The 19,037-nt window shown below is 70.6% G+C and carries 15 protein-coding genes; 10 read left to right on the top strand and 5 right to left on the bottom strand.

What is annotated here, in order from left to right; genetic code table 11:
- Positions 1 to 6 precede the first annotated feature (6 nt).
- From OG514_RS03155 to OG514_RS03110, 10 genes are all read left to right on the top strand, one after another.
- On the top strand, positions 7 to 2,958 hold the full coding sequence (locus OG514_RS03155; RefSeq protein ID WP_266890590.1) for a M14 family metallopeptidase: 2,952 nt from the start codon (positions 7 to 9) through the stop codon (positions 2,956 to 2,958).
- Positions 2,959 to 3,176: 218 nt separating this feature from the next.
- Positions 3,177 to 4,187, top strand: a complete 1,011-nt coding sequence (gene gap, locus OG514_RS03150) for a type I glyceraldehyde-3-phosphate dehydrogenase (RefSeq protein WP_266890588.1) — start codon at positions 3,177 to 3,179, stop codon at positions 4,185 to 4,187.
- A gap of 104 nt (positions 4,188 to 4,291) precedes the next feature.
- Positions 4,292 to 5,503 carry a phosphoglycerate kinase gene (gene pgk, locus OG514_RS03145; protein ID WP_266890586.1) on the top strand — a complete coding sequence of 404 codons (1,212 nt, stop codon included), beginning with the start codon at positions 4,292 to 4,294 and terminating at the stop codon, positions 5,501 to 5,503.
- 7 nt (positions 5,504 to 5,510) lie between these two features.
- A complete protein-coding gene (tpiA, locus tag OG514_RS03140) occupies positions 5,511 to 6,290 on the top strand; it encodes a triose-phosphate isomerase (protein ID WP_266890584.1) in 780 nt (259 codons plus the stop codon).
- 97 nt (positions 6,291 to 6,387) lie between these two features.
- A complete protein-coding gene (gene secG, locus OG514_RS03135; RefSeq protein ID WP_017238647.1) occupies positions 6,388 to 6,618 on the top strand; it encodes a preprotein translocase subunit SecG in 231 nt (76 codons plus the stop codon).
- 77 nt (positions 6,619 to 6,695) lie between these two features.
- Positions 6,696 to 7,031 carry an RNA polymerase-binding protein RbpA gene (locus OG514_RS03130; protein WP_071891222.1) on the top strand — a complete coding sequence of 112 codons (336 nt, stop codon included), beginning with the start codon at positions 6,696 to 6,698 and terminating at the stop codon, positions 7,029 to 7,031.
- A gap of 171 nt (positions 7,032 to 7,202) precedes the next feature.
- Positions 7,203 to 8,411 carry an MFS transporter gene (locus OG514_RS03125; RefSeq protein WP_266890579.1) on the top strand — a complete coding sequence of 403 codons (1,209 nt, stop codon included), beginning with the start codon at positions 7,203 to 7,205 and terminating at the stop codon, positions 8,409 to 8,411.
- A gap of 56 nt (positions 8,412 to 8,467) precedes the next feature.
- Positions 8,468 to 10,120, top strand: coding sequence for a glucose-6-phosphate isomerase (gene pgi / locus OG514_RS03120; protein WP_266900731.1), 1,653 nt, complete (start codon positions 8,468 to 8,470; stop codon positions 10,118 to 10,120).
- Positions 10,121 to 10,124: 4 nt separating this feature from the next.
- Positions 10,125 to 10,625: a PH domain-containing protein gene (locus OG514_RS03115; protein WP_266890577.1), complete on the top strand. Its 501-nt coding sequence runs from the start codon at positions 10,125 to 10,127 to the stop codon at positions 10,623 to 10,625.
- A complete protein-coding gene (locus tag OG514_RS03110) occupies positions 10,622 to 12,205 on the top strand; it encodes a PH domain-containing protein (protein ID WP_266890575.1) in 1,584 nt (527 codons plus the stop codon). Before OG514_RS03115 ends, OG514_RS03110 begins: the two co-directional genes overlap by 4 nt.
- Positions 12,206 to 12,227: 22 nt before the next feature.
- Here OG514_RS03110 and pgl read toward each other — a convergent pair whose 3' ends face one another.
- The 5 genes from pgl to tkt are packed head-to-tail and all read right to left on the bottom strand — an operon-like array spanning position 12,228 to position 18,833.
- On the bottom strand, positions 12,228 to 13,010 hold the full coding sequence (pgl, locus tag OG514_RS03105; protein ID WP_266890573.1) for a 6-phosphogluconolactonase: 783 nt from the start codon (positions 13,008 to 13,010) through the stop codon (positions 12,228 to 12,230).
- Positions 13,007 to 14,056, bottom strand: coding sequence for a glucose-6-phosphate dehydrogenase assembly protein OpcA (opcA, locus tag OG514_RS03100; RefSeq protein ID WP_266890571.1), 1,050 nt, complete (start codon positions 14,054 to 14,056; stop codon positions 13,007 to 13,009). The genes pgl and opcA overlap by 4 nt, the downstream gene beginning before the upstream one ends.
- The gene (gene zwf, locus OG514_RS03095; protein ID WP_266890569.1) at positions 14,053 to 15,585 is read right to left on the bottom strand and encodes a glucose-6-phosphate dehydrogenase; all 1,533 of its coding nucleotides are present in this window, start codon (positions 15,583 to 15,585) and stop codon (positions 14,053 to 14,055) included. The genes opcA and zwf overlap by 4 nt, the downstream gene beginning before the upstream one ends.
- Positions 15,586 to 15,590: 5 nt before the next feature.
- Positions 15,591 to 16,709, bottom strand: coding sequence for a transaldolase (tal, locus tag OG514_RS03090; protein WP_266890568.1), 1,119 nt, complete (start codon positions 16,707 to 16,709; stop codon positions 15,591 to 15,593).
- A gap of 36 nt (positions 16,710 to 16,745) precedes the next feature.
- Complete coding sequence (gene tkt, locus OG514_RS03085) at positions 16,746 to 18,833, bottom strand: transketolase (protein ID WP_266890566.1); 2,088 nt, start codon at positions 18,831 to 18,833, stop codon at positions 16,746 to 16,748.
- Positions 18,834 to 19,037 lie beyond the last annotated feature (204 nt).

Genomic DNA, 19,037 nt, shown 5'->3' with positions numbered 1-19,037 from the left:
GGGCTCATGAGACGCAGAGCGAGATCGATCCTCGCAGCGGCATCACTGTTGATCGCGGGAGTGGCGGCGGCACCCGTCGCCGGAGCGCAGCCGAACGACCGGGACGGCGGTGACGCCCTCTCCGTATGGCGCGCCGAGGTCACCAAGGAGCAGGTTCCGCTGCTCCTCGAAGCCGGTGCCGACGCGCATGAACTGACCGAGCAGGTGCCCGCGAAGGGCTCCGCGACGGTCGAGCTGTTCCTGACGGGCCGGCAGGCCGGGCAGCTGCGCGGCCAGGGCGTCGAGCTCGCCGAGCACAGCCTGACCGCCTCCGCCGAGAAGCGGGTGGCCGCCGCGGGGGACGGCGTCTTCCGCCCGTACGGCGGCCCGAACGGTCTCAAGCAGGAGATCCTGGACACCGCCCGGGCGAACCCCGGGATCACCAAGGTCGTCTCCATCGGCAAGACCCTCAAGGGCCAGGACATCCTCGCCCTCAAGGTCAGCAAGGGCGCCCCGCGGGTCAAGGACGGCTCCAAGCCCGCCATGCTGTACATGTCCAACCAGCACGCGCGCGAGTGGATCACCCCGGAGATGACCCGGCGGCTGATGCACCACTACCTCGACGGGTACGGCAAGGACGAGCGGATCACCCGGATCGTCGACTCCACCGAGCTGTGGTTCGTGCTCTCCGCCAACCCGGACGGCTACGACTTCACGCACGCCGACCCCGAGAACCGGCAGTGGCGCAAGAACCTCCGCGACAACGACGGAGACGGGCGGATCGCACCCGGCGACGGCGTCGACCTGAACCGCAACTTCGCCTACAAGTGGGGATACGACAACGAGGGTTCGTCGCCCGACCCGGCCGACGAGACCTTCCGCGGCAAGGGCCCCATGTCGGAGCCCGAGACCAGGGCCCTCGACGCCTTCCAGAAGCGCATCGGCTTCACGTACGGCATCAACTACCACTCGGCCGCCCAGCTCCTGCTGTACGGCGTGGGCTGGCAGGTCGCCACCGACACCCCCGACGACGTGGCCCTCAAGGCCCTCGCAGGCACCCCGCAGAACTCGGCCGTGCCCGGCTACCGGCCGCAGGTCTCCTCGGAGCTGTACATCACCAACGGCGAGGCGGACGGACACGCCGCCAACGTCAACGAGATGCAGATGTTCACCCCGGAGATGTCGACCTGCGCCACCGCCTCCCGGGTCGACCCGAACGACGCGTGGAACCCGGCCGACTGCGCCTCCGTCTTCACCTTCCCGGACGACGAGAAGCTGATCCAGGCCGAGTTCGCCAAGAACATCCCCTTCGCGCTCGCCGTCGCCGAGACCGCCGCCCACCCGGACCGGCCCGTCTCCCCGGTCGGCATCGAGGCTCCCGACTTCACCCCGAAGACCTTCACCACCTCCTTCGCCCGCGGCGGGGAGCAGGAGATCGCGGTGACCGCGCGCAAGTCCCTGCGCGGCAAGACCCTGAAGTACCGGATCAACGGCGGCCGCACCCACAGCGAGGAGCTCGACGCCTGGAAGGGCGGCGAGACCTACGGCGGCGAGGACAACCTCTACTTCGACGAGTACCGCGCCGAGGTCGAGGACGCCCGGCCCGGTGACTCCGTCGAGGTCTGGTTCACCGCCCGCACCCGGGAGGGCCGCGCCACCGCCTCCGCCCCCTTCACCTACACGGTGGCCGAGCGGCCCCGCGGCGACGTGCTCGTCCTCGCCGACGAGGGTGGCACCACCGCCGCGAAGCACACCGCCGCCTATGTGAAGGCGCTCGCCGACAACGGCCGCAAGGCCGCCGTCTGGGACGTCGCCACCCAGGGCGCCCCGGACGCACTCGGCGTGCTCTCCCACTTCCGTACCGTCGTCTGGTACACCGGCGCCGAGCGGCCCTCCGGAGCCGCTCAGCTCGCCGTCCGCTCCTACCTCAACGAGGGCGGCAAGCTGATCAACGCCGGCGAGAAGTCCGGCGGCCTCACCCAGGTCGGCCTGGCGGAGACCAACGACTTCGCCCAGTACTACCTCGGCGCATACCACCGGGCGGGCCTCAAGAACCCGCCGGCCTTCGCCGGCTCCGGTGCCTTCAAGGGCCTCGGCGCGGGCCTCGGCGCCGCCGCCGACAACCCGCTGGACAACGCGGGCGCGTACACCGTCACCTCGGACACCCTGAAGGCGAAGGACTTCCCGCAGTTCGCCAGCAGCGCCTCCGCCGGTGACTACCCGGGCATCCGCATGCCCTTCGAGCCCGCCGAGGGCGCGACCTTCGCGGCCGTCAAGCACGTCGACAACACCTGGGCGCGGCTCAGCAGGACCGTCGACCTCAGCGGCGTCGCCGCCGCGTCGGCCCCGCGCCTGGACTTCCAGGTCAGCTACGACACCGAGCCCGGCTACGACAACCTCGTCGTCGAGGCCCACACCGTCGGCCAGGACGATTGGACGACCCTGCCCGACCGCAACGGCGGCACCTCCACCGAGGCCCCCGCCGACTGCGGCGAGGGCTACTACGTCCGCGGCCACCCCTTCCTCGCCCACTACCTCACCGTCGGCGAGGACGGCTGCGCGACCACCGGCACCACCGGCTCCTGGAACGCCTTCACCGGCCCCTCCAACGGCTGGCGGCAGGCCTCCGTCGACCTGAGCGCCTGGGCCGGCAAGAAGGTCGAGCTGTCCGTCTCCTACGTCTCCGACCCCGGTACGGGAGAGATGGGCGCCTTCGTCGACGACACCCGCCTCGTCACCGGGACCACCACCGAGGCGGAGGGCTTCGAGACCTCCCTCGGCGCCTGGACCGTACCGGGCGCCCCCGCCGGCAGCCCCGGCAACACCGGCGACTGGGCGCGCTCCGCGGCGCTCTTCCACTCGCAGGCCGCGGTCACCACGCGTGACACCGTCCTCCTCGGCTACGGCCTGGAGCACGTGCCCGGCGCGACCGACCGGGCACGTCTCGTCGGCCGCGCCCTCGGGGTGCTCCGCCGCTGACGGAGAGTAGTGGGGACAAAGGTCCCACGACGGCCCGTACCCGTTGGTAGGTACGGGCCGTCGGCCGTTTTCCCTCACTTTCCGGGCTCGTACGGATGAGCTGGATGTCACTGCCGGGGTCCTGTGGGGGTAGGGTCGTAAGCGGTCGGGGACATCCCAAAAAACAAAAATCTCGCCGGCGTCGAGCACACCGGCGTACCTAACGAGGAGATCGGTTCGTGACGATCCGCGTAGGCATCAACGGCTTTGGCCGCATCGGCCGGAACTACTTCCGCGCGCTCCTTGAGCAGGGTGCTGACATCGAGATCGTGGCTGTCAACGATCTGGGTGACACCGCGACCACGGCACACCTGCTGAAGTACGACACCATTCTGGGCCGCCTCAAGGCCGAGGTGACCCACACCGCCGACACCATCACCGTCGACGGCCGCACCATCAAGGTGCTCTCCGAGCGCAACCCGGCCGACATCCCCTGGGGCGAGCTGGGCGTCGACATCGTCATCGAGTCGACCGGCATCTTCACCAAGAAGGCCGACGCCGAGAAGCACATCGCCGGTGGCGCCAAGAAGGTCCTCATCTCGGCTCCGGCCAGCGACGAGGACATCACCATCGTGATGGGCGTCAACCAGGACAAGTACGACCCGGCGCAGCACAACGTCATCTCGAACGCGTCCTGCACCACCAACTGTGTCGCGCCGATGGCGAAGGTTCTCGACGAGAACTTCGGCATCGTCAAGGGCCTGATGACCACGGTCCACGCGTACACCAACGACCAGCGCATCCTGGACTTCCCGCACAAGGACCTGCGCCGCGCCCGCGCCGCCGCGGAGAACATCATCCCGACCACGACGGGTGCCGCCAAGGCCACCGCGCTGGTCCTCCCGCAGCTCAAGGGCAAGCTCGACGGCATCGCCATGCGCGTCCCGGTCCCGACCGGTTCCGCCACCGACCTGGTCGTCACCCTCGACCGCGAGGTCACCAAGGACGAGGTCAACGCCGCGTTCAAGAAGGCCGCCGACGACGGCGACCTCAAGGGCATCCTGTACTACACCGAGGACCAGATCGTGTCCTCGGACATCGTGGGCGACCCGGCTTCCTGCACCTTCGACGCTTCCCTGACCATGGTCCAGGAAGGCAACACGGTGAAGATCCTGGGCTGGTACGACAACGAGTGGGGCTACTCCAACCGTCTCGTCGACCTCACCGTCTTCGTCGGCGGCCAGCTCTAAACTTCAGGGCAGGCTTTCGATGTGAGCAGGGCTCGGGCAGCGCAACGCAGCGCTGTGCGAGCCCTGTTTGTGTGCTCCACCGCGTACCAAGGAGTCTGTGACAGATGAAGACGATCGACGAGCTTCTCGCCGAAGGCGTCTCCGGCAAGCGGGTGTTCGTCCGCGCCGATCTCAACGTGCCGCTCGACGGCACCACCATCACCGACGACGGCCGCATCCGCGCCGTCGTCCCCACGGTCAAGGCGCTCGCCGACGCGGGTGCCCGCGTCGTGGTCGCCTCGCACCTGGGCCGCCCGAAGGGTGCCCCGGACCCGGCGTTCTCGCTCGCCCCGGCCGCCGCTCGCCTCGGCGAGCTCCTCGGCGCCGAGGTGGCCTTCGCGACGGACACGGTCGGCGAGTCCGCCACCGCCACCGTCGCCGGCCTCGCCGACGGCCAGGTCGCCGTCATCGAGAACCTTCGGTTCAACGCCGGCGAGACCTCCAAGGACGACGCCGAGCGCGGCGCGTTCGCGGACCAGCTGGCCGCCCTCGCCGACGTCTACGTCGGCGACGGCTTCGGCGCCGTGCACCGCAAGCACGCCTCGGTCTTCGACCTCCCGGCGCGCCTGCCGCACGCCGCGGGCTACCTCATCGCCACCGAGGTGGGCGTTCTGAAGAAGCTCACGGAGGACGTCCAGCGGCCGTACGCGGTCGTGCTCGGCGGCTCCAAGGTCTCCGACAAGCTCGGCGTGATCGACCACCTCCTGGAGAAGGCCGACCGCATCCTCGTCGGTGGCGGCATGGTCTTCACCTTCCTCAAGGCCCAGGGCCACGAGGTCGGCACCTCGCTGCTCCAGGAGGACCAGATCCCGGTGGTCCAGGAGTACCTGGCGCGCGCGACGGAGCGCGGCGTGGAGTTCGTGCTCCCCGTCGACGTCCTGGTCTCGGCCGAGTTCCCGGACATGAAGACCAAGGCCCCGGCCCACCCGGAGACCGTCGCCGGGGACGCCATCCCGGCCGGCCGGATGGGTCTGGACATCGGTCCCGAGACCCGTAAGCTCTACGCCTCGAAGCTCGCCGACGCGGCCACCATCTTCTGGAACGGCCCGATGGGCGTCTTCGAGCACCCCGACTACGCCGAGGGCACCCGGGCCGTCGCCCAGGCGCTCGTCGACTCCCCGGCCTTCACGGTCGTCGGTGGTGGCGACTCCGCCGCCGCCGTCCGGATCCTGGGCTTCGACGAGCAGGCATTCGGCCACATTTCGACCGGCGGCGGCGCCTCCCTCGAGTACCTCGAGGGCAAGACGCTTCCCGGCCTCGCCGCACTGGAGGACTGACCCTTTCATGAGCAGCACCCGCACCCCGCTGATGGCGGGGAACTGGAAGATGAACCTCAACCACCTCGAGGCCATCGCCCACGTCCAGAAGCTCGCCTTCGCCCTGACCGACAAGGACTACGACGCCTGTGAGGTCGCGGTCCTGGTCCCCTTCACCGATCTGCGGTCCGTCCAGACCCTGATCGACGGCGACAAGCTCAAGATCAAGTACGGCGCCCAGGACATCTCGGCGCACGACTCCGGTGCCTACACCGGCGAGATCTCGGGCCTGATGCTGTCCAAGCTGAAGTGCGCCTACGTCGCCGTCGGTCACTCCGAGCGCCGGCAGTACCACGCCGAGAACGACGAGGTCTGCAACGCCAAGGTGAAGGCCGCCTTCAAGCACGGCGTGACCCCGATCCTCTGCGTCGGCGAGGGCCTCGACGTCCGCAAGGCCGGCAACCAGGTCGAGTACACCCTCGCCCAGCTCGACGGCGGCCTGAAGGACGTCCCGGCCGAGCAGGCCGAGACCATCGTGATCGCGTACGAGCCGGTGTGGGCCATCGGCACCGGCGAGGTCGCCACCCCCGAGGACGCGCAGGAGGTCTGCGGGGCGATCCGCGGCCGCCTCGCGGAGCTGTACTCGCAGGAGCTGGCCGACAAGGTCCGCATCCAGTACGGCGGCTCGGTCAAGTCGGGCAACGTCGCCGCGATCATGGCGCAGCCGGACGTCGACGGCGCCCTGGTGGGCGGCGCGGCGCTGGACGCCGACGAGTTCGTCAAGATCGCCCGCTTCCGCGACCAGTGAGTATGCGGTAGCGGAGTTACGTCGTACCCTTGCGGGGGTCGGGCAGGTGCCCGGCCCCCGTCCGTATAAGTCCGAGGAAGTTGGTCCAGCCGTGGTTATGGGGTTCTCGATCGCCCTCATCGTCTTCAGCGGGCTGCTGATGCTGCTCGTGCTGATGCACAAGGGGAAGGGTGGCGGCCTCTCCGACATGTTCGGCGGCGGAATGCAGTCTTCCGTCGGTGGGTCCTCGGTCGCCGAGCGCAACCTGGACCGGATCACCGTCGTGGTCGGTCTGCTCTGGTTCGCCTGCATTGTGGTACTTGGTCTGCTGATGAAGTTGGACGGGTAACTCCGAACACTGGACGCGCGTTGGGCCTTACGTAGACTGGGGCATCTTCGAGCACCATCACGCAGGGAGTTACGACCGTGGCAAGTGGCAACGCGATCCGGGGAAGCCGGGTCGGAGCGGGGCCGATGGGCGAGGCCGAGCGGGGCGAATCGGCGCCGCGCGCCCGCATCTCCTTCTGGTGCTCGAACGGGCACGAGACGCAGCCGAGCTTCGCCAGCGACGCGGCGATCCCGGAGACCTGGGACTGCCCACGGTGCGGCTTCCCGGCCGGTCAGGACCGGGACAACCCGCCGGACCCGCCGCGCACGGAGCCGTACAAGACCCACCTCGCCTATGTGCGTGAGCGGCGCAGCGACGCGGACGGCGAGGCGATCCTCGCCGAAGCGCTGGCCAAGCTGCGCGGCGAGATCTGAGCACGGTGTGACGGTATGACGAACGGGCCTTGCCCGCGAACTCGGTTCGCGGGCAAGGCCCGTTCGTCATCTCCGCACGCGCACCGGACCGTTGTCAGTGGTGCCCGTTAACGTCGGTCGAGAAGGGATCTTCGGGTCCGGAGGACGACCGGGGGGGCGTGCACGATGGCGATGACGGCGACAGCGGGCGGCAAAGCCGTACCCGCCTGGCGGGGTGGCTTCGGGAGGCTGTGGACGGCCGCCGTCGTCTCCCGGTTCGGCGACTCGCTGCGCACCGCCGCGATGCCCCTGCTCGCCGCCTCGCTCACCGACGACCCCCTCCTCATCGCCTCGGTCACCGCCTGCGGCTTCCTGCCCTGGCTGCTCTTCGGGCTGCTCGGCGGGGCCGTCGCCGACCGCGTCGACCAGCGGCGGGCCATGTGGGCCGTCGACCTCGTACGGGGCGCGCTCGTGGCCGCGTTCGCCGTCGCCGTCGCACTCGGACACGCCGGCATCGCCCTGCTGCTCGTCCTCGCCTTCGCCCTGACGACCCTGCAGACCCTCTTCGACAACGCCGCCACAGCGCTGCTCCCCGCCCTCGTGCCCACCGAGACCCTGGCCGGGGCCAACGCCCGCCTGATGACCGGTCAGCAGCTCGCGGGCGGACTCCTCGCCGCGCCCCTGGTGCCGGCCCTGCTCCTCGCCGGGCCTGCCGCACCGTACGCCGCCGACGCCGTCACCTACGTCCTGGCCGCGCTGCTCATCGCCTCCCTGCGGACCGGGGCGCCCGAGCGGCCGCCCCGCCCCGCCGGATCCACCCTCCGGGCCGAGATGGCCGCGGGGCTGGCCGTGCTGCGCGGGGACCGGTCCCTGCGCCGGCTCTGCACGGCCACCACCCTGTGCAACATCGGCATGGGCGCTCTCATCGCCACCCTCGTCGTCCTGGTCACCGACGGCCTCCACGCGGGCGATACGGGATACGCGGCCACCATCACCGCCTTCGCGGCGGGCGGTGTCGCCGGCGGGTTCCTCGCCCGCCGGATCGCCGAACGGACCGGAAGGATACGGGCGGTGCTCCTCGCCGGGACCGTCCAGACCGGCTGCCTCGTCCTGCTGGGGACCGTGCCCGTCCTCGGGGTGGCGATCGGGGCCATGGCGGTGTTCGGCTTCATGGGGACGGTGTGGAACGTCCAGCAGACGACCCTCATGCAGGAGCGCGCCCCCGAGGGCATGCTCGGCCGCATCGCCGCGGCCTTCCGCACCCTCGCCGTCGCGGGTGCCCCGCTCGGGGCTCTTCTCGGCGGCGCGGCGGCCGCCGGCTGGGGCCCGCTCACACCGGCCCTGCTCGCGGCGGCGCTGTTCGCGCTCGCCGTCGCGTCGCTCGCCCCTCTGATCAATTAAGTTGGAGACGCAGCGGGGCAGACAAGCAGTACGAGAAGAAGTGGGCGATGTCCGAGATGAACAACGAAGGCCGCACCAGGCTCAACCGGCTGCCCGAGTGGGCGGCCCTCGGCAAGCACCGTGAGCAGCTGGGCGAGACCCATCTGCGGGACCTGTTCGCCGCGGACCAGGAGCGTGGCACCGGCTACGCCCTGCGCGTCGGCGACCTCTACCTGGACTACTCCAAGCACCTCGTCACCGACGAGACGCTGACCCTGCTGCGCGAACTGGCCGCCGTCACCGGCGTCGCCGAGCTGCGCGACGCCATGTTCCGCGGCGAGAAGATCAACACCACCGAGGACCGGGCGGTCCTCCACACCGCGCTCCGCGCCCCCCGCGGGGCCGTGATCGAGGCCGACGGGGAGAACGTCGTCCCCGGCGTGCACGCCGTCCTCGACAAGATGGGCGCGTTCGCCGACAAGGTCCGCGCGGGCGAGTGGACCGGGCACACCGGCAAGCCGATCAAGAACATCGTCAACATCGGAATCGGCGGCTCCGACCTCGGTCCCGCCATGGCCTACGAGGTCCTGCGCTCCTTCACCCAGCGGGACCTGACGCTCCGTTTCGTCTCCAACGTCGACGGCGCCGACCTCCACGAGGCCGTCCGTGACCTCGACCCGGCCGAGACGCTGTTCATCGTCGCCTCGAAGACCTTCACCACCATCGAGACGATCACCAACGCCACCTCCGCGCGGAACTGGCTCCTCACCGACCTGCGGGCCGACCAGACGGCCGTCGCCAAGCACTTCGTCGCCCTCTCGACCAACGCGGAGAAGGTCGAGGAGTTCGGCATCGACACCGCGAACATGTTCGAGTTCTGGGACTGGGTCGGCGGCCGCTACTCGTACGACTCCGCCATCGGCCTCTCCCTGATGATCGCCATCGGCCCGGAGCGCTTCCGCGAGATGCTCGACGGCTTCCACCTCGTCGACGAGCACTTCCGCACCGCCCCGCCCGAGGAGAACGCGCCGCTGCTGCTCGGCCTCCTCGGCGTCTGGTACGGCGCCTTCTTCGACGCCCAGTCGCACGCCGTCCTGCCGTACTCGCACTACCTCTCCAAGTTCACCGCCTACCTCCAGCAGCTCGACATGGAGTCCAACGGCAAGTCGGTGGACCGCGAGGGCAACCGGGTCGACTGGCAGACCGGCCCCGTCGTCTGGGGCACCCCGGGCACCAACGGGCAACACGCGTACTACCAGTTGATCCATCAGGGAACCAAGGTCATCCCGGCCGACTTCATCGGCTTCGCCCGGCCGGTCGACGACCTGCTGCCCGGTCTCGTCGCCCAGCACGACCTGCTGATGGCCAACTTCTTCGCCCAGACCCAGGCGCTGGCCTTCGGCAAGACCCCCGAGCAGGTACGGGCGGAGGGCGTCCCCGAGGAGCTCGTCCCGCACAAGACCTTCCAGGGCAACCACCCCACCACCACGATCCTCGCCGACGAACTGACCCCGTCCGTCCTCGGCCAGCTCATCGCGCTGTACGAGCACAAGGTCTTCGTCCAGGGCGCCATCTGGAACATCGACTCCTTCGACCAGTGGGGCGTCGAACTCGGCAAGGTCCTCGCCAAGCGGATCGAGCCCGTCCTGACGGAGGGCGAGGGCGCCGAGCACCTCGACAGCTCCACCGCCGGACTCGTGTCCGCCTACCGCACGCTGCGCGGACGGTAGAGCCATGACGGGGGAGAACGCGGTGCGGCTGCGTCCGCCCAGGAACGCCGTGGACGAGCGGGCCGTCGCCTGGTGGCGGAGCCGGCTCCTCGCCACCACCGCCGTACCGGTGGTGGTCCTCGGCGTCCTCGGTGCCTTGATCGGACCCGCCCGGTTCTGGCTGCTCGTCTCGGCCGCGGCCGTGGCGGCCGTGGGCCTCGCCTGCACCGCGTTCTTCCCCGCCTGGTGGTTCCGGGTGCACCGCTGGGAGGTCACCGAGGACGCCGTCTACGTCCGTACGGGCGCCTTCTGGCAGGAGTGGCGCATCGCGCCGATGTCCCGGATCCAAACCGTCGACCACTCGCGCGGTCCGCTGGAGCAGCTCTTCCGGCTCGCCACCGTCACGGTCACCACCGCCTCCTCCAAGGGCGCCCTCCGGATCGAGGGCCTCGACCACGAACTGGCCGCCGAACTCGCCGAGCGGCTGACCGTCATCACCCAGGCCACCCCCGGGGACGCCACATGAGCGAGGCGCCGGAGAAGGCCCCCGCCGTGGAGGAGAACCAGGGCTCGGACTGGCTGCGGCTCGATCCCCGTACCGTCCTCGTCCGGGTCGTCCTCTTCGGCGGTGTCCTCGCCGGCGCCGCGCTGCCCGTCACCTTCGCACTGGCCGGGCCGCGCCCGCTGTGGGAGGCCGTCGCCTGGGTCGCCGCGGGCGTCGCCCTCGCCCTGCTCGCCGACGTCGTCGCCGAGACCGTCCGCCTCCGCCGCACCCGCTACCGCGTCGGCACCGAGCGGGTCGAGCTCCACACCGGACTCCTCGTCGTCCAGCGCCGCTCGCTCGCCCGTGAGCGCATCCGCAGCGCCGACCTCACCGCCAACCCGCTCCAGCGCGTCCTCGGCCTCGTCAAGGTCCGCATCGGCACCGGCGAGCACACCGGCGGCAGTGAGTCCACGCTCGAACTCGACCTGGTCACCCGGGCCGAAGGAGAGCGGCTGCGCCGCGAGCTGCTCGCCCGCGCCGCCGTCACCCCCGAGGACCCGGACGACGACACCGCCCTCGCGACCCTCGACCCGCGCTGGATCCGCTACGCCCCCGTCTCCTTCCTCGCCCCCGCCCTCGGCGGCGCGGCGGCAGGAGCGGTCATGCAGGTCAGCGAGTGGTTCGGCGCCCAGGGGAAGGTCATCCACTGGATAGGGGACCGTTTCCAGGACGTCTCCATCCCCTGGACGATCGCCACCCTGGTCCTCCTCGCCACCGTCGTCGGCGCCGTCGGCGCCCTCGGCCTCTGGGTCGAGATGTGGTGGAACTACCGTCTGGAGCGTGAGCCCGGCGGCACCCTGCGGGTCTCCCGCGGCCTCTTCACCGCACGCTCGGTCTCCATAGAGGAGCGCAGGATGCGCGGCATCGAGCTGGTCGAGCCGCTCGGCGTCCGCATGTTCGGGGCGGCCCGCGTCGACGCCGTCGCCACCGGTCTCGTCAAGGACGACGACGACAAGCACGCCGACCTCAAGAACCTGCTGCCGGCCGTGGAGCGGGCCGTCGCCGACCGGGTCGCCGCCCAGGTCCTGCGCGAGCCCGAGCCGCCCACCGGGGCACCCCTCGCCGCCCACCCCCGGGCCGCCCGCAGCCGGAGGGTGCGCTGGGCGCTGGCGAGCGTCCTCCTGCCGGTGGCGGTCCTCGCCCTCCTCGGGCTCCTCCTCACCCCGGCCCTGCTGTACGTGGCGGGCGGCTGCGCGGTCGTCCTCGGTCCGGTCGCCGTGCTGTTCGCCCTCGACGCGTACCGCGGTCTCGGCCACGGCGTCAGCGGCGCCTATCTGGTGACCCGTTCGGGTACGGTCCGGCGCGCCACGGTCGCCCTCCAGCGCTCCGGCGTCATCGGCTGGACCGTCAAGCAGTCGTACTTCCAGCGGCGGGCCGGCGTCCTGACGCTGACCGCCACCACGGCGGCCGGAGCGGGCGCCTACGACATCCTCGACGCGGGACAGAGTCAGGGCCTGACCTTCGCCGCCGAGGCCGTACCTGACCTGCTGACGCCCTTCCTCGAACCCGTACCGACACGGGACACCCGGGACATGCGGGAGGCCCGGTCCACCAAGGGGTGAACCGGGCCTCCACGGCGTCGGATCAGGCGGACGCCGGCGGGTACAGACTCCGCGGCAGCTCCGAGGCCGCCGCGGCGTCCAGCAGCCACAGCGTGCGCGAGCGGCCGTAGGCGCCCGCCGCCGGGGCCTGCACCTCGCCCGCGCCCGACAGCGCGATCGCCGCCGCCTTCGCCTTGTCCTCACCGGCCGCGAGCAGCCAGACCTCCTTCGCCGCCCGGATCGCCGGCAGGGTCAGCGAGACCCGGACCGGCGGCGGCTTGGGCGCGCCGTGCACGCCGACCACCGTCCGCTCGGTCTCACGGACCGCGGGCAGCTCCGGGAAGAGCGAGGCCACATGGGTGTCCGGGCCGACGCCCAGCATCAGGACGTCGAAGGTCGGCACCCCGCCGTGGTCGCCGGGACCCGCGGCGGCGGCGAGCTCCTCCGCGTACGCGGCCGCGGCGGCGTCGACATCGCTGCCGAACGGACCGTCCGAGGCCGGCATGGCGTGCACCCGCGCCGGGTCGAGCGGCACCCGGTCGAGCAGCGCCTCCCGGGCCTGGGTGACGTTCCGCTCGGGGTCGCCGTCGGGCAGGAAGCGCTCGTCGCCCCACCACAGGTCGAGCCGTGACCAGTCGACCGCGTCCCGCGCGGGCGCCGCGCCGAGCGCCGCGAGCAGCCCGTTGCCGTTGCGTCCGCCGGTGAGCACCACCGAGGCGGAGCCACGGGCGGCCTGGGCGTCCACGATCTTCGTGATCAGCCGGGCGGCGGCCGCCTCGGCCATCAGCGCCTTGTCACGGTGGACGACCAGCTGAGGCGTACTCACTTGCCCGCCGTCTTCTTGGCCGGAGCCTTCTTCGCGGCGGGCTTGGCGGCCGGGGCGGCCGACTCCACGAAGGTCTCCACGACCGTCTCCACGACGACCTCGGGGGCGGTCACGGCCGCCTCCTCGTCCAGCCGCTCAAGGCCGAACTTGAGCGCCGTCGCGTAGGTGTCGTCCGGGTCGAGCCGGCGCAGCTCCTCCGCGATCAGCTCGGCCGTGTCCCGGCGCTTGAGCGCCACGGCACGGTCGGGCTGCCCCTGGATGGAGAGCGTCGCGAGCGAGCCGTCCGGCCGGTCGAGGACGATCGGGCCGGTGCTGGTCTCCATCCGTACGGAGGTGAGACCGGGACCCGTCGACGTCGAGCGGCGCACCGGGATCTTCAGCCGCTCCGCCAGCCACATGGCGAGCAGCTCGACGCTCGGGTTGAACTCCTCGCCCTCCACCTCGGCGGAGGTCACCTCGCACACGACCTGGTCGAGCGCGGCGGCCAGCATCGAACGCCACGGGGTGATCCGGGTCCACGCGAGGTCCGTGTCGCCCGGGGTGTAGGCGTCCGCGCGCGCGGTCAGCTCCTGGATGGGCTGCTCGGCGGCGTACGAGTCGGTCACCCGGCGCTGGGCGAGCGCGCCCAGCGGGTCCTTCGCCGGGTCGGTCGGCGCGTTCACCGGCCACCACACGACGACGGGGGCGTCCGGGAGGAGCAGCGGCAGGACCACCGACTGGGCGTGGTCGCCGACCTCGCCGTACAGCCGGAGGACCACCGTCTCGCCGGTGCTGGCGTCGGCGCCGAGGCGGACCTCGGCGTCGAGCCGTGCCTTGGAGCGGTCACGCGGGGAGCGCGTGACCCGCTTGATGACGACGAGGGTCCGCGAGGGGTGCTCGCGGGACGCGTCGTTCGCAGCCTTCAGCGCGTCGTAGGCGTTCTCCTCGTCGGTGACGATGACGAGGGTGAGCACCATGCCGACGGCCGGCGTACCGATCGCCCGCCGCCCGAGCACCAGCGCCTTGTTGATCTTGGATGACGTGGTGTCCGTCAGGTCGGTCTTCATGGCCGGCGCCAGCTCCGTCCGTCTCGTGCGAGCATCTCGTCCGCCTCGACCGGACCCCAGGTCCCGGACTGGTACTGCGCGGGCTTGCCGTGCTTGTCCCAGAACTGCTCGATCGGGTCGAGGATCTTCCAGGACAGCTCGACCTCCTCGACGCGCGGGAAGAGGTTCGAGTCGCCGAGCAGGACGTCCAGGAGGAGCCGCTCGTACGCCTCGGGGCTGGACTCCGTGAAGGACTCGCCGTAGGCGAAGTCCATCGACACGTCCCGGATCTCCATCTGGGTGCCGGGCACCTTGGAGCCGAACCGCACCGTCACGCCCTCGTCCGGCTGGACACGGATGACGATGGCGTTGCGGCCGAGTTCCTCGGTCGCGGTGGAGTCGAAGGGAGAGTGCGGGGCGCGCTGGAAGACGACCGCGATCTCGGTGACGCGGCGGCCGAGCCGCTTGCCGGTGCGCAGGTAGAAGGGGACGCCCGCCCAGCGGCGGTTGTCGATCTCCAGCTTGATGGCCGCGTAGGTGTCGGTCTTCGACTGGGGGTCGATACCGTCTTCCTGGAGGTAGCCGACGGCCTTCGCGCCGCCCTGCCACCCGGCCGCGTACTGGCCGCGGACCGTGGACTTGCCCAGGTCCTTGGGCACCTTCACCGCGCCGAGGACCTTGGTCTTCTCGGCGGCGAGCGCGTCGGCGTCGAAGGAGCCGGGCTCCTCCATCGCGGTCAGCGCGAGCAGCTGGAGCAGGTGGTTCTGGATGACGTCACGGGCGGCGCCGATGCCGTCGTAGTAGCCGGCTCGGCCACCGATGCCGATGTCCTCGGCCATGGTGATCTGCACGTGGTCGACGTACGACCGGTTCCAGATCGGCTCGAAGAGGGTGTTGGCGAAGCGGAGCGCCAGGATGTTCTGGACGGTCTCCTTGCCGAGGTAGTGGTCGATCCGGAAGACCTCGTTCGGCGGGAAGACCTCGTGGACGACCTCGTTGAGCTCCTTGGCGGAGACCAGGTCGTGCCCGAAGGGCTTCTCGATGACCGCGCGGCGCCAGGAGCCGTCCTTCTGGTCGGCCAGGCCGTGCTTCTTGAGCTGCTGGACGACCTTGGGGAAGAACTTCGGTGGCACGGACAGGTAGAAGGCGAAGTTGCCTCCGGTGCCCTGCGCCTTGTCCAGTTCCTCGATGGTGGCCTTGAGCTGCTCGAAGGCGTCGTCGTCGTCGAAGTCGCCCTGGACGAAACGCATCCCCTGGATCAGCTGCTGCCACACCTCCTCGCGGAACGGGGTGCGCGAGTGCTGCTCGACGGCGTCGTGGACCTCCTGCGCGAAGTCCTCGTCCTGCCACTCCCGGCGGGCGAAGCCGATGAGCGAGAAGCCCGGCGGCAGCAGGCCGCGGTTGGCCAGGTCGTAGACGGCAGGCATCAGCTTCTTACGGGACAAATCGCCCGTGACGCCGAAGATCACCAGACCCGACGGCCCCGCGATACGCGGGAGCCGTCGGTCTGCGGCGTCACGGAGCGGGTTGGCTCCGTGGACTGCGCTCAAAGTGCTTACGCCTCCGAAGGTGCGAGGCGCGAGAGCTCCGCCTCGGTGGACTTGAGAAGGTCGTTCCAGGACGCCTCGAACTTCTCGACGCCCTCGTCCTCGAGGAGCTGGACGACATCGTCGTAGGCGATGCCCAGCTTCTCGATGGCCGCCAGCTCGGCACGCGACTGCTCGTACGTGCCGCGCACGGTGTCACCGGAGACCACACCGTGGTCGGCGGTGGCCTCCAGGGTGGACTCCGGCATGGTGTTGACCGTGCCGGGAGCGACCAGGTCCACGACGTACAGGGTGTCCTTGTACGCCGGGTCCTTCACGCCGGTCGAGGCCCACAGCGGACGCTGCTTGTTGGCCTGCGCCTTGTCGAGGGCCGCCCAGCGCTCGCCGGAGAACACCTCTTCGAAGGCCTCGTAGGCGAGACGGGCGTTCGCCAGGGCGGCCTTGCCCTTGAGCGCCTTGGCCTCGTCGGTGCCGAGGGCGTCCAGGCGCTTGTCGATCTCCGAGTCCACGCGGGACACGAAGAAGGAGGCCACCGAGTGGATCTTGGAGAGGTCGAGGCCGCGCTCGCGGGCCTTCTCCAGACCCGCCAGGTAGGCCTCCATGACCGCGCGGTAGCGCTCCAGGGAGAAGATCAGCGTCACGTTGACGCTGATGCCGAGGCCGATGACCTCGGTGATCGCCGGCAGACCCGCCTTGGTGGCCGGAATCTTGATGAGCGTGTTGGGACGGTCCACCAGCCAGGCCAGCTGCTTGGCCTCGGCGATGGTGGCGGTCGTCTCGTGGGCGAGACGGGGGTCGACCTCGATGGAGACCCGGCCGTCCTGGCCGTCGGTCGCCTCGAAGACCGGCCGCAGGATGTCGGCGGCGTCGCGGACGTCCGCCGTCGTGATCATGCGGATGGCCTCGTCGACGGTCACCTTGCGGGCGGCGAGGTCGGCGAGCTGCTGCTCGTAACCGTCACCGTGCGAGATGGCCTTCTGGAAGATCGACGGGTTCGTGGTCACACCGACCACGTGGCTCTGGTCGATGAGCTCGGCCAGGTTGCCGGACGTGATCCGCTTGCGCGAGAGGTCGTCCAGCCAGATCGCGACGCCTTCGTCGGAGAGGCGCTTGAGAGCGTCTGTCATGAGAATTCCATCTCCATTAAGTCGTACGTATGCGCGTCAGCGCGCGGCGGCAGCGATCGATTCCCGCGCGGCGGCGACGATCGCCTCCGGCGTGAACCCGAACTCGCGGAACAGGACCTTCGCGTCCGCCGAGGCACCGAAGTGCTCCAGCGAGACGATCCGGCCGGCGTCCCCGACGTACCGGTGCCAGGTGAGACCGATACCGGCCTCGACCGCGACGCGGGCCTTGACCGACGGCGGCAGGACGGAGTCCTTGTACGCCTGGTCCTGCTCCTCGAACCACTCGACGGACGGCATCGAGACCACCCGGGTCGGGACACCGGCGGCCTGGAGCTGCTCACGGGCCTCGACGGCCAGGTGCACCTCGGAGCCCGTGCCGATCAGCACGACCTGAGCGTCGCCACCGTCGGCCTCGAACAGCACGTAGCCGCCCTTGACCGTGTCCTCGTTCGGCGCGTACGTCGGCACACCCTGACGGGTCAGCGCCAGACCGTGCGGGGCGCCCTTGCCGAACACCTTCGTGTGACGCTGCATGATCTCGCGCCAGGCGATCGCCGTCTCGTTGGCGTCCGCCGGACGGACCACGTTCAGACCCGGGATCGCGCGCAGCGAGGCCAGGTGCTCCACCGGCTGGTGCGTCGGGCCGTCCTCGCCCAGACCGATCGAGTCGTGGGTCCAGACGTACGTGACGGGCACGTGCATCAGCGCGGACAGACGCACGGCGTTGCGCATGTAGTCGGAGAACACCAGGAAGGTGCCGCCGTAGATGCGCGTGTTGCCGTGCAGCGCGATCCCGTTCATCTCCGCGGCCATGGAGTGCTCGCGGATGCCGAAGTGGATCGTGCGGCCGTACTTGTCGGCCTCCGGCAGCGGGTTGCCCTCGGGCAGGAACGACGAGTCCTTGTCGATCGTCGTGTTGTTGGAGCCGGCGAGGTCGGCCGAGCCGCCCCACAGCTCCGGGATGACCGCGCCGAGCGCCTTGAGGACCTGGCCCGAGGCGGCACGGGTGGCGACACCCTTGCCCGGCTCGAAGACCGGGAGCTTCTCGGCCCAGCCGGCCGGCAGCTCGTTCGCCTGGATGCGGTCGAACTCGGCCGCGCGCTCCGGGTTGGCCGTACGCCACTCGGCGAGCGACTTCTCCCACGCGGCGCGGGCCTCACGGCCGCGGTCGCCGAGCGAGCGGGTGTGCGCGATGACCTCGTCGGTGACCTCGAAGGTCTGCTCCGGGTCGAAGCCGAGGACGCGCTTGGTGGCCGCGATCTCCGCGTCGCCGAGCGCCGAGCCGTGCGCGGCCTCGGTGTTCTGCGCGTTCGGGGCGGGCCAGGCGATGATCGAGCGCATCGCGATGAACGACGGACGCTCGGTCTCGGCCTCGGCGGCCCTGATCGCCGTGTACAGCGCGGCCGGGTCCAGGTCGCCGTTGGCCTGCGGCTCGACGCGCTGGACGTGCCAGCCGTACGCCTCGTACCGCTTCATCGTGTCCTCGGACACGGCCGTCTCGGTGTCGCCCTCGATCGAGATGTGGTTGTCGTCCCACAGCAGGATCAGGTTGCCGAGCTTTTGGTGGCCGGCGAGCGAGGACGCCTCCGCGGAGATGCCCTCCTGCAGGCAGCCGTCACCGGCGATCGCGTAGATCCGGTGGTCGAACGGGGAAGCGCCGGTGGCGGCCTCCGGGTCGAACAGACCGCGCTCGAAGCGGGCGGCCATCGCCATGCCCACGGCGTTGGCGACACCCTGGCCCAGCGGGCCCGTGGTGGTCTCGACCGCGGCGGTGTGACCGTACTCCGGGTGCCCGGGGGTCTTCGAACCCCAGGTACGGAACGCCTTCAGGTCGTCCAGCTCAAGCCCGAAGCCACCCAGGTACAACTGGGTGTAGAGGGTCAGGGACGAGTGTCCCGCGGAGAGGACGAACCGGTCGCGCCCGACCCACTCGGGGTCGGCCGGGTCGTGCCGCATCACCTTCTGGAAGAGGGTGTACGCGGCGGGCGCCAGGCTCATCGCCGTACCGGGATGGCCGTTGCCGACCTTCTGTACGGCGTCCGCCGCGAGGATGCGGGCGGTGTCGACAGCCCGCTGGTCCAACTCGGTCCACTCGAGGTCTGTGGTGGTCGGCTTAGTGCTCACCCTGGGTCAGGGCTCCTCTCCACATGTCTTAAGCCGGTGACTGAGGGTGTACCGGCGTTGTCGAGCCTACCCCCGCCGGAACGTCCCTCTTTTCGTGTGCATGCCCCTCAAATGAGCGGACACAGCAAGACTGCCGCCGGCCGTGTGAGTTCGCCTCCCGAGGCGTGTCCACGCCTTGGGACACACCCCCTCAACACGACCCCA

It is taken from the genome of Streptomyces sp. NBC_00572, assembly GCF_026341815.1.
Lineage (GTDB): Bacteria > Actinomycetota > Actinomycetes > Streptomycetales > Streptomycetaceae > Streptomyces.
Note: the sequence above shows the minus strand (reverse complement) of the source record. Positions and strands in the feature narration are given on the sequence as shown.

Excerpts from the sequence above, each read along its gene's own strand:
- OG514_RS03155 (WP_266890590.1), top strand. The coding sequence starts at position 7 with ATGAGACGCAGAGCGAGATCGATCCTCGCAGCGGCATCACTGTTGATC.
- pgk (WP_266890586.1), top strand. The coding sequence starts at position 4,292 with ATGAAGACGATCGACGAGCTTCTCGCCGAAGGCGTCTCCGGCAAGCGG.
- tpiA (WP_266890584.1), top strand. The coding sequence starts at position 5,511 with ATGAGCAGCACCCGCACCCCGCTGATGGCGGGGAACTGGAAGATGAAC.
- secG (WP_017238647.1), top strand. The coding sequence starts at position 6,388 with ATGGGGTTCTCGATCGCCCTCATCGTCTTCAGCGGGCTGCTGATGCTG.
- OG514_RS03125 (WP_266890579.1), top strand. The coding sequence starts at position 7,203 with ATGACGGCGACAGCGGGCGGCAAAGCCGTACCCGCCTGGCGGGGTGGC.
- pgi (WP_266900731.1), top strand. The coding sequence starts at position 8,468 with ATGAACAACGAAGGCCGCACCAGGCTCAACCGGCTGCCCGAGTGGGCG.
- OG514_RS03115 (WP_266890577.1), top strand. The coding sequence starts at position 10,125 with ATGACGGGGGAGAACGCGGTGCGGCTGCGTCCGCCCAGGAACGCCGTG.
- OG514_RS03110 (WP_266890575.1), top strand. The coding sequence starts at position 10,622 with ATGAGCGAGGCGCCGGAGAAGGCCCCCGCCGTGGAGGAGAACCAGGGC.
- opcA (WP_266890571.1), bottom strand. The coding sequence starts at position 14,056 with ATGAAGACCGACCTGACGGACACCACGTCATCCAAGATCAACAAGGCG.
- tal (WP_266890568.1), bottom strand. The coding sequence starts at position 16,709 with ATGACAGACGCTCTCAAGCGCCTCTCCGACGAAGGCGTCGCGATCTGG.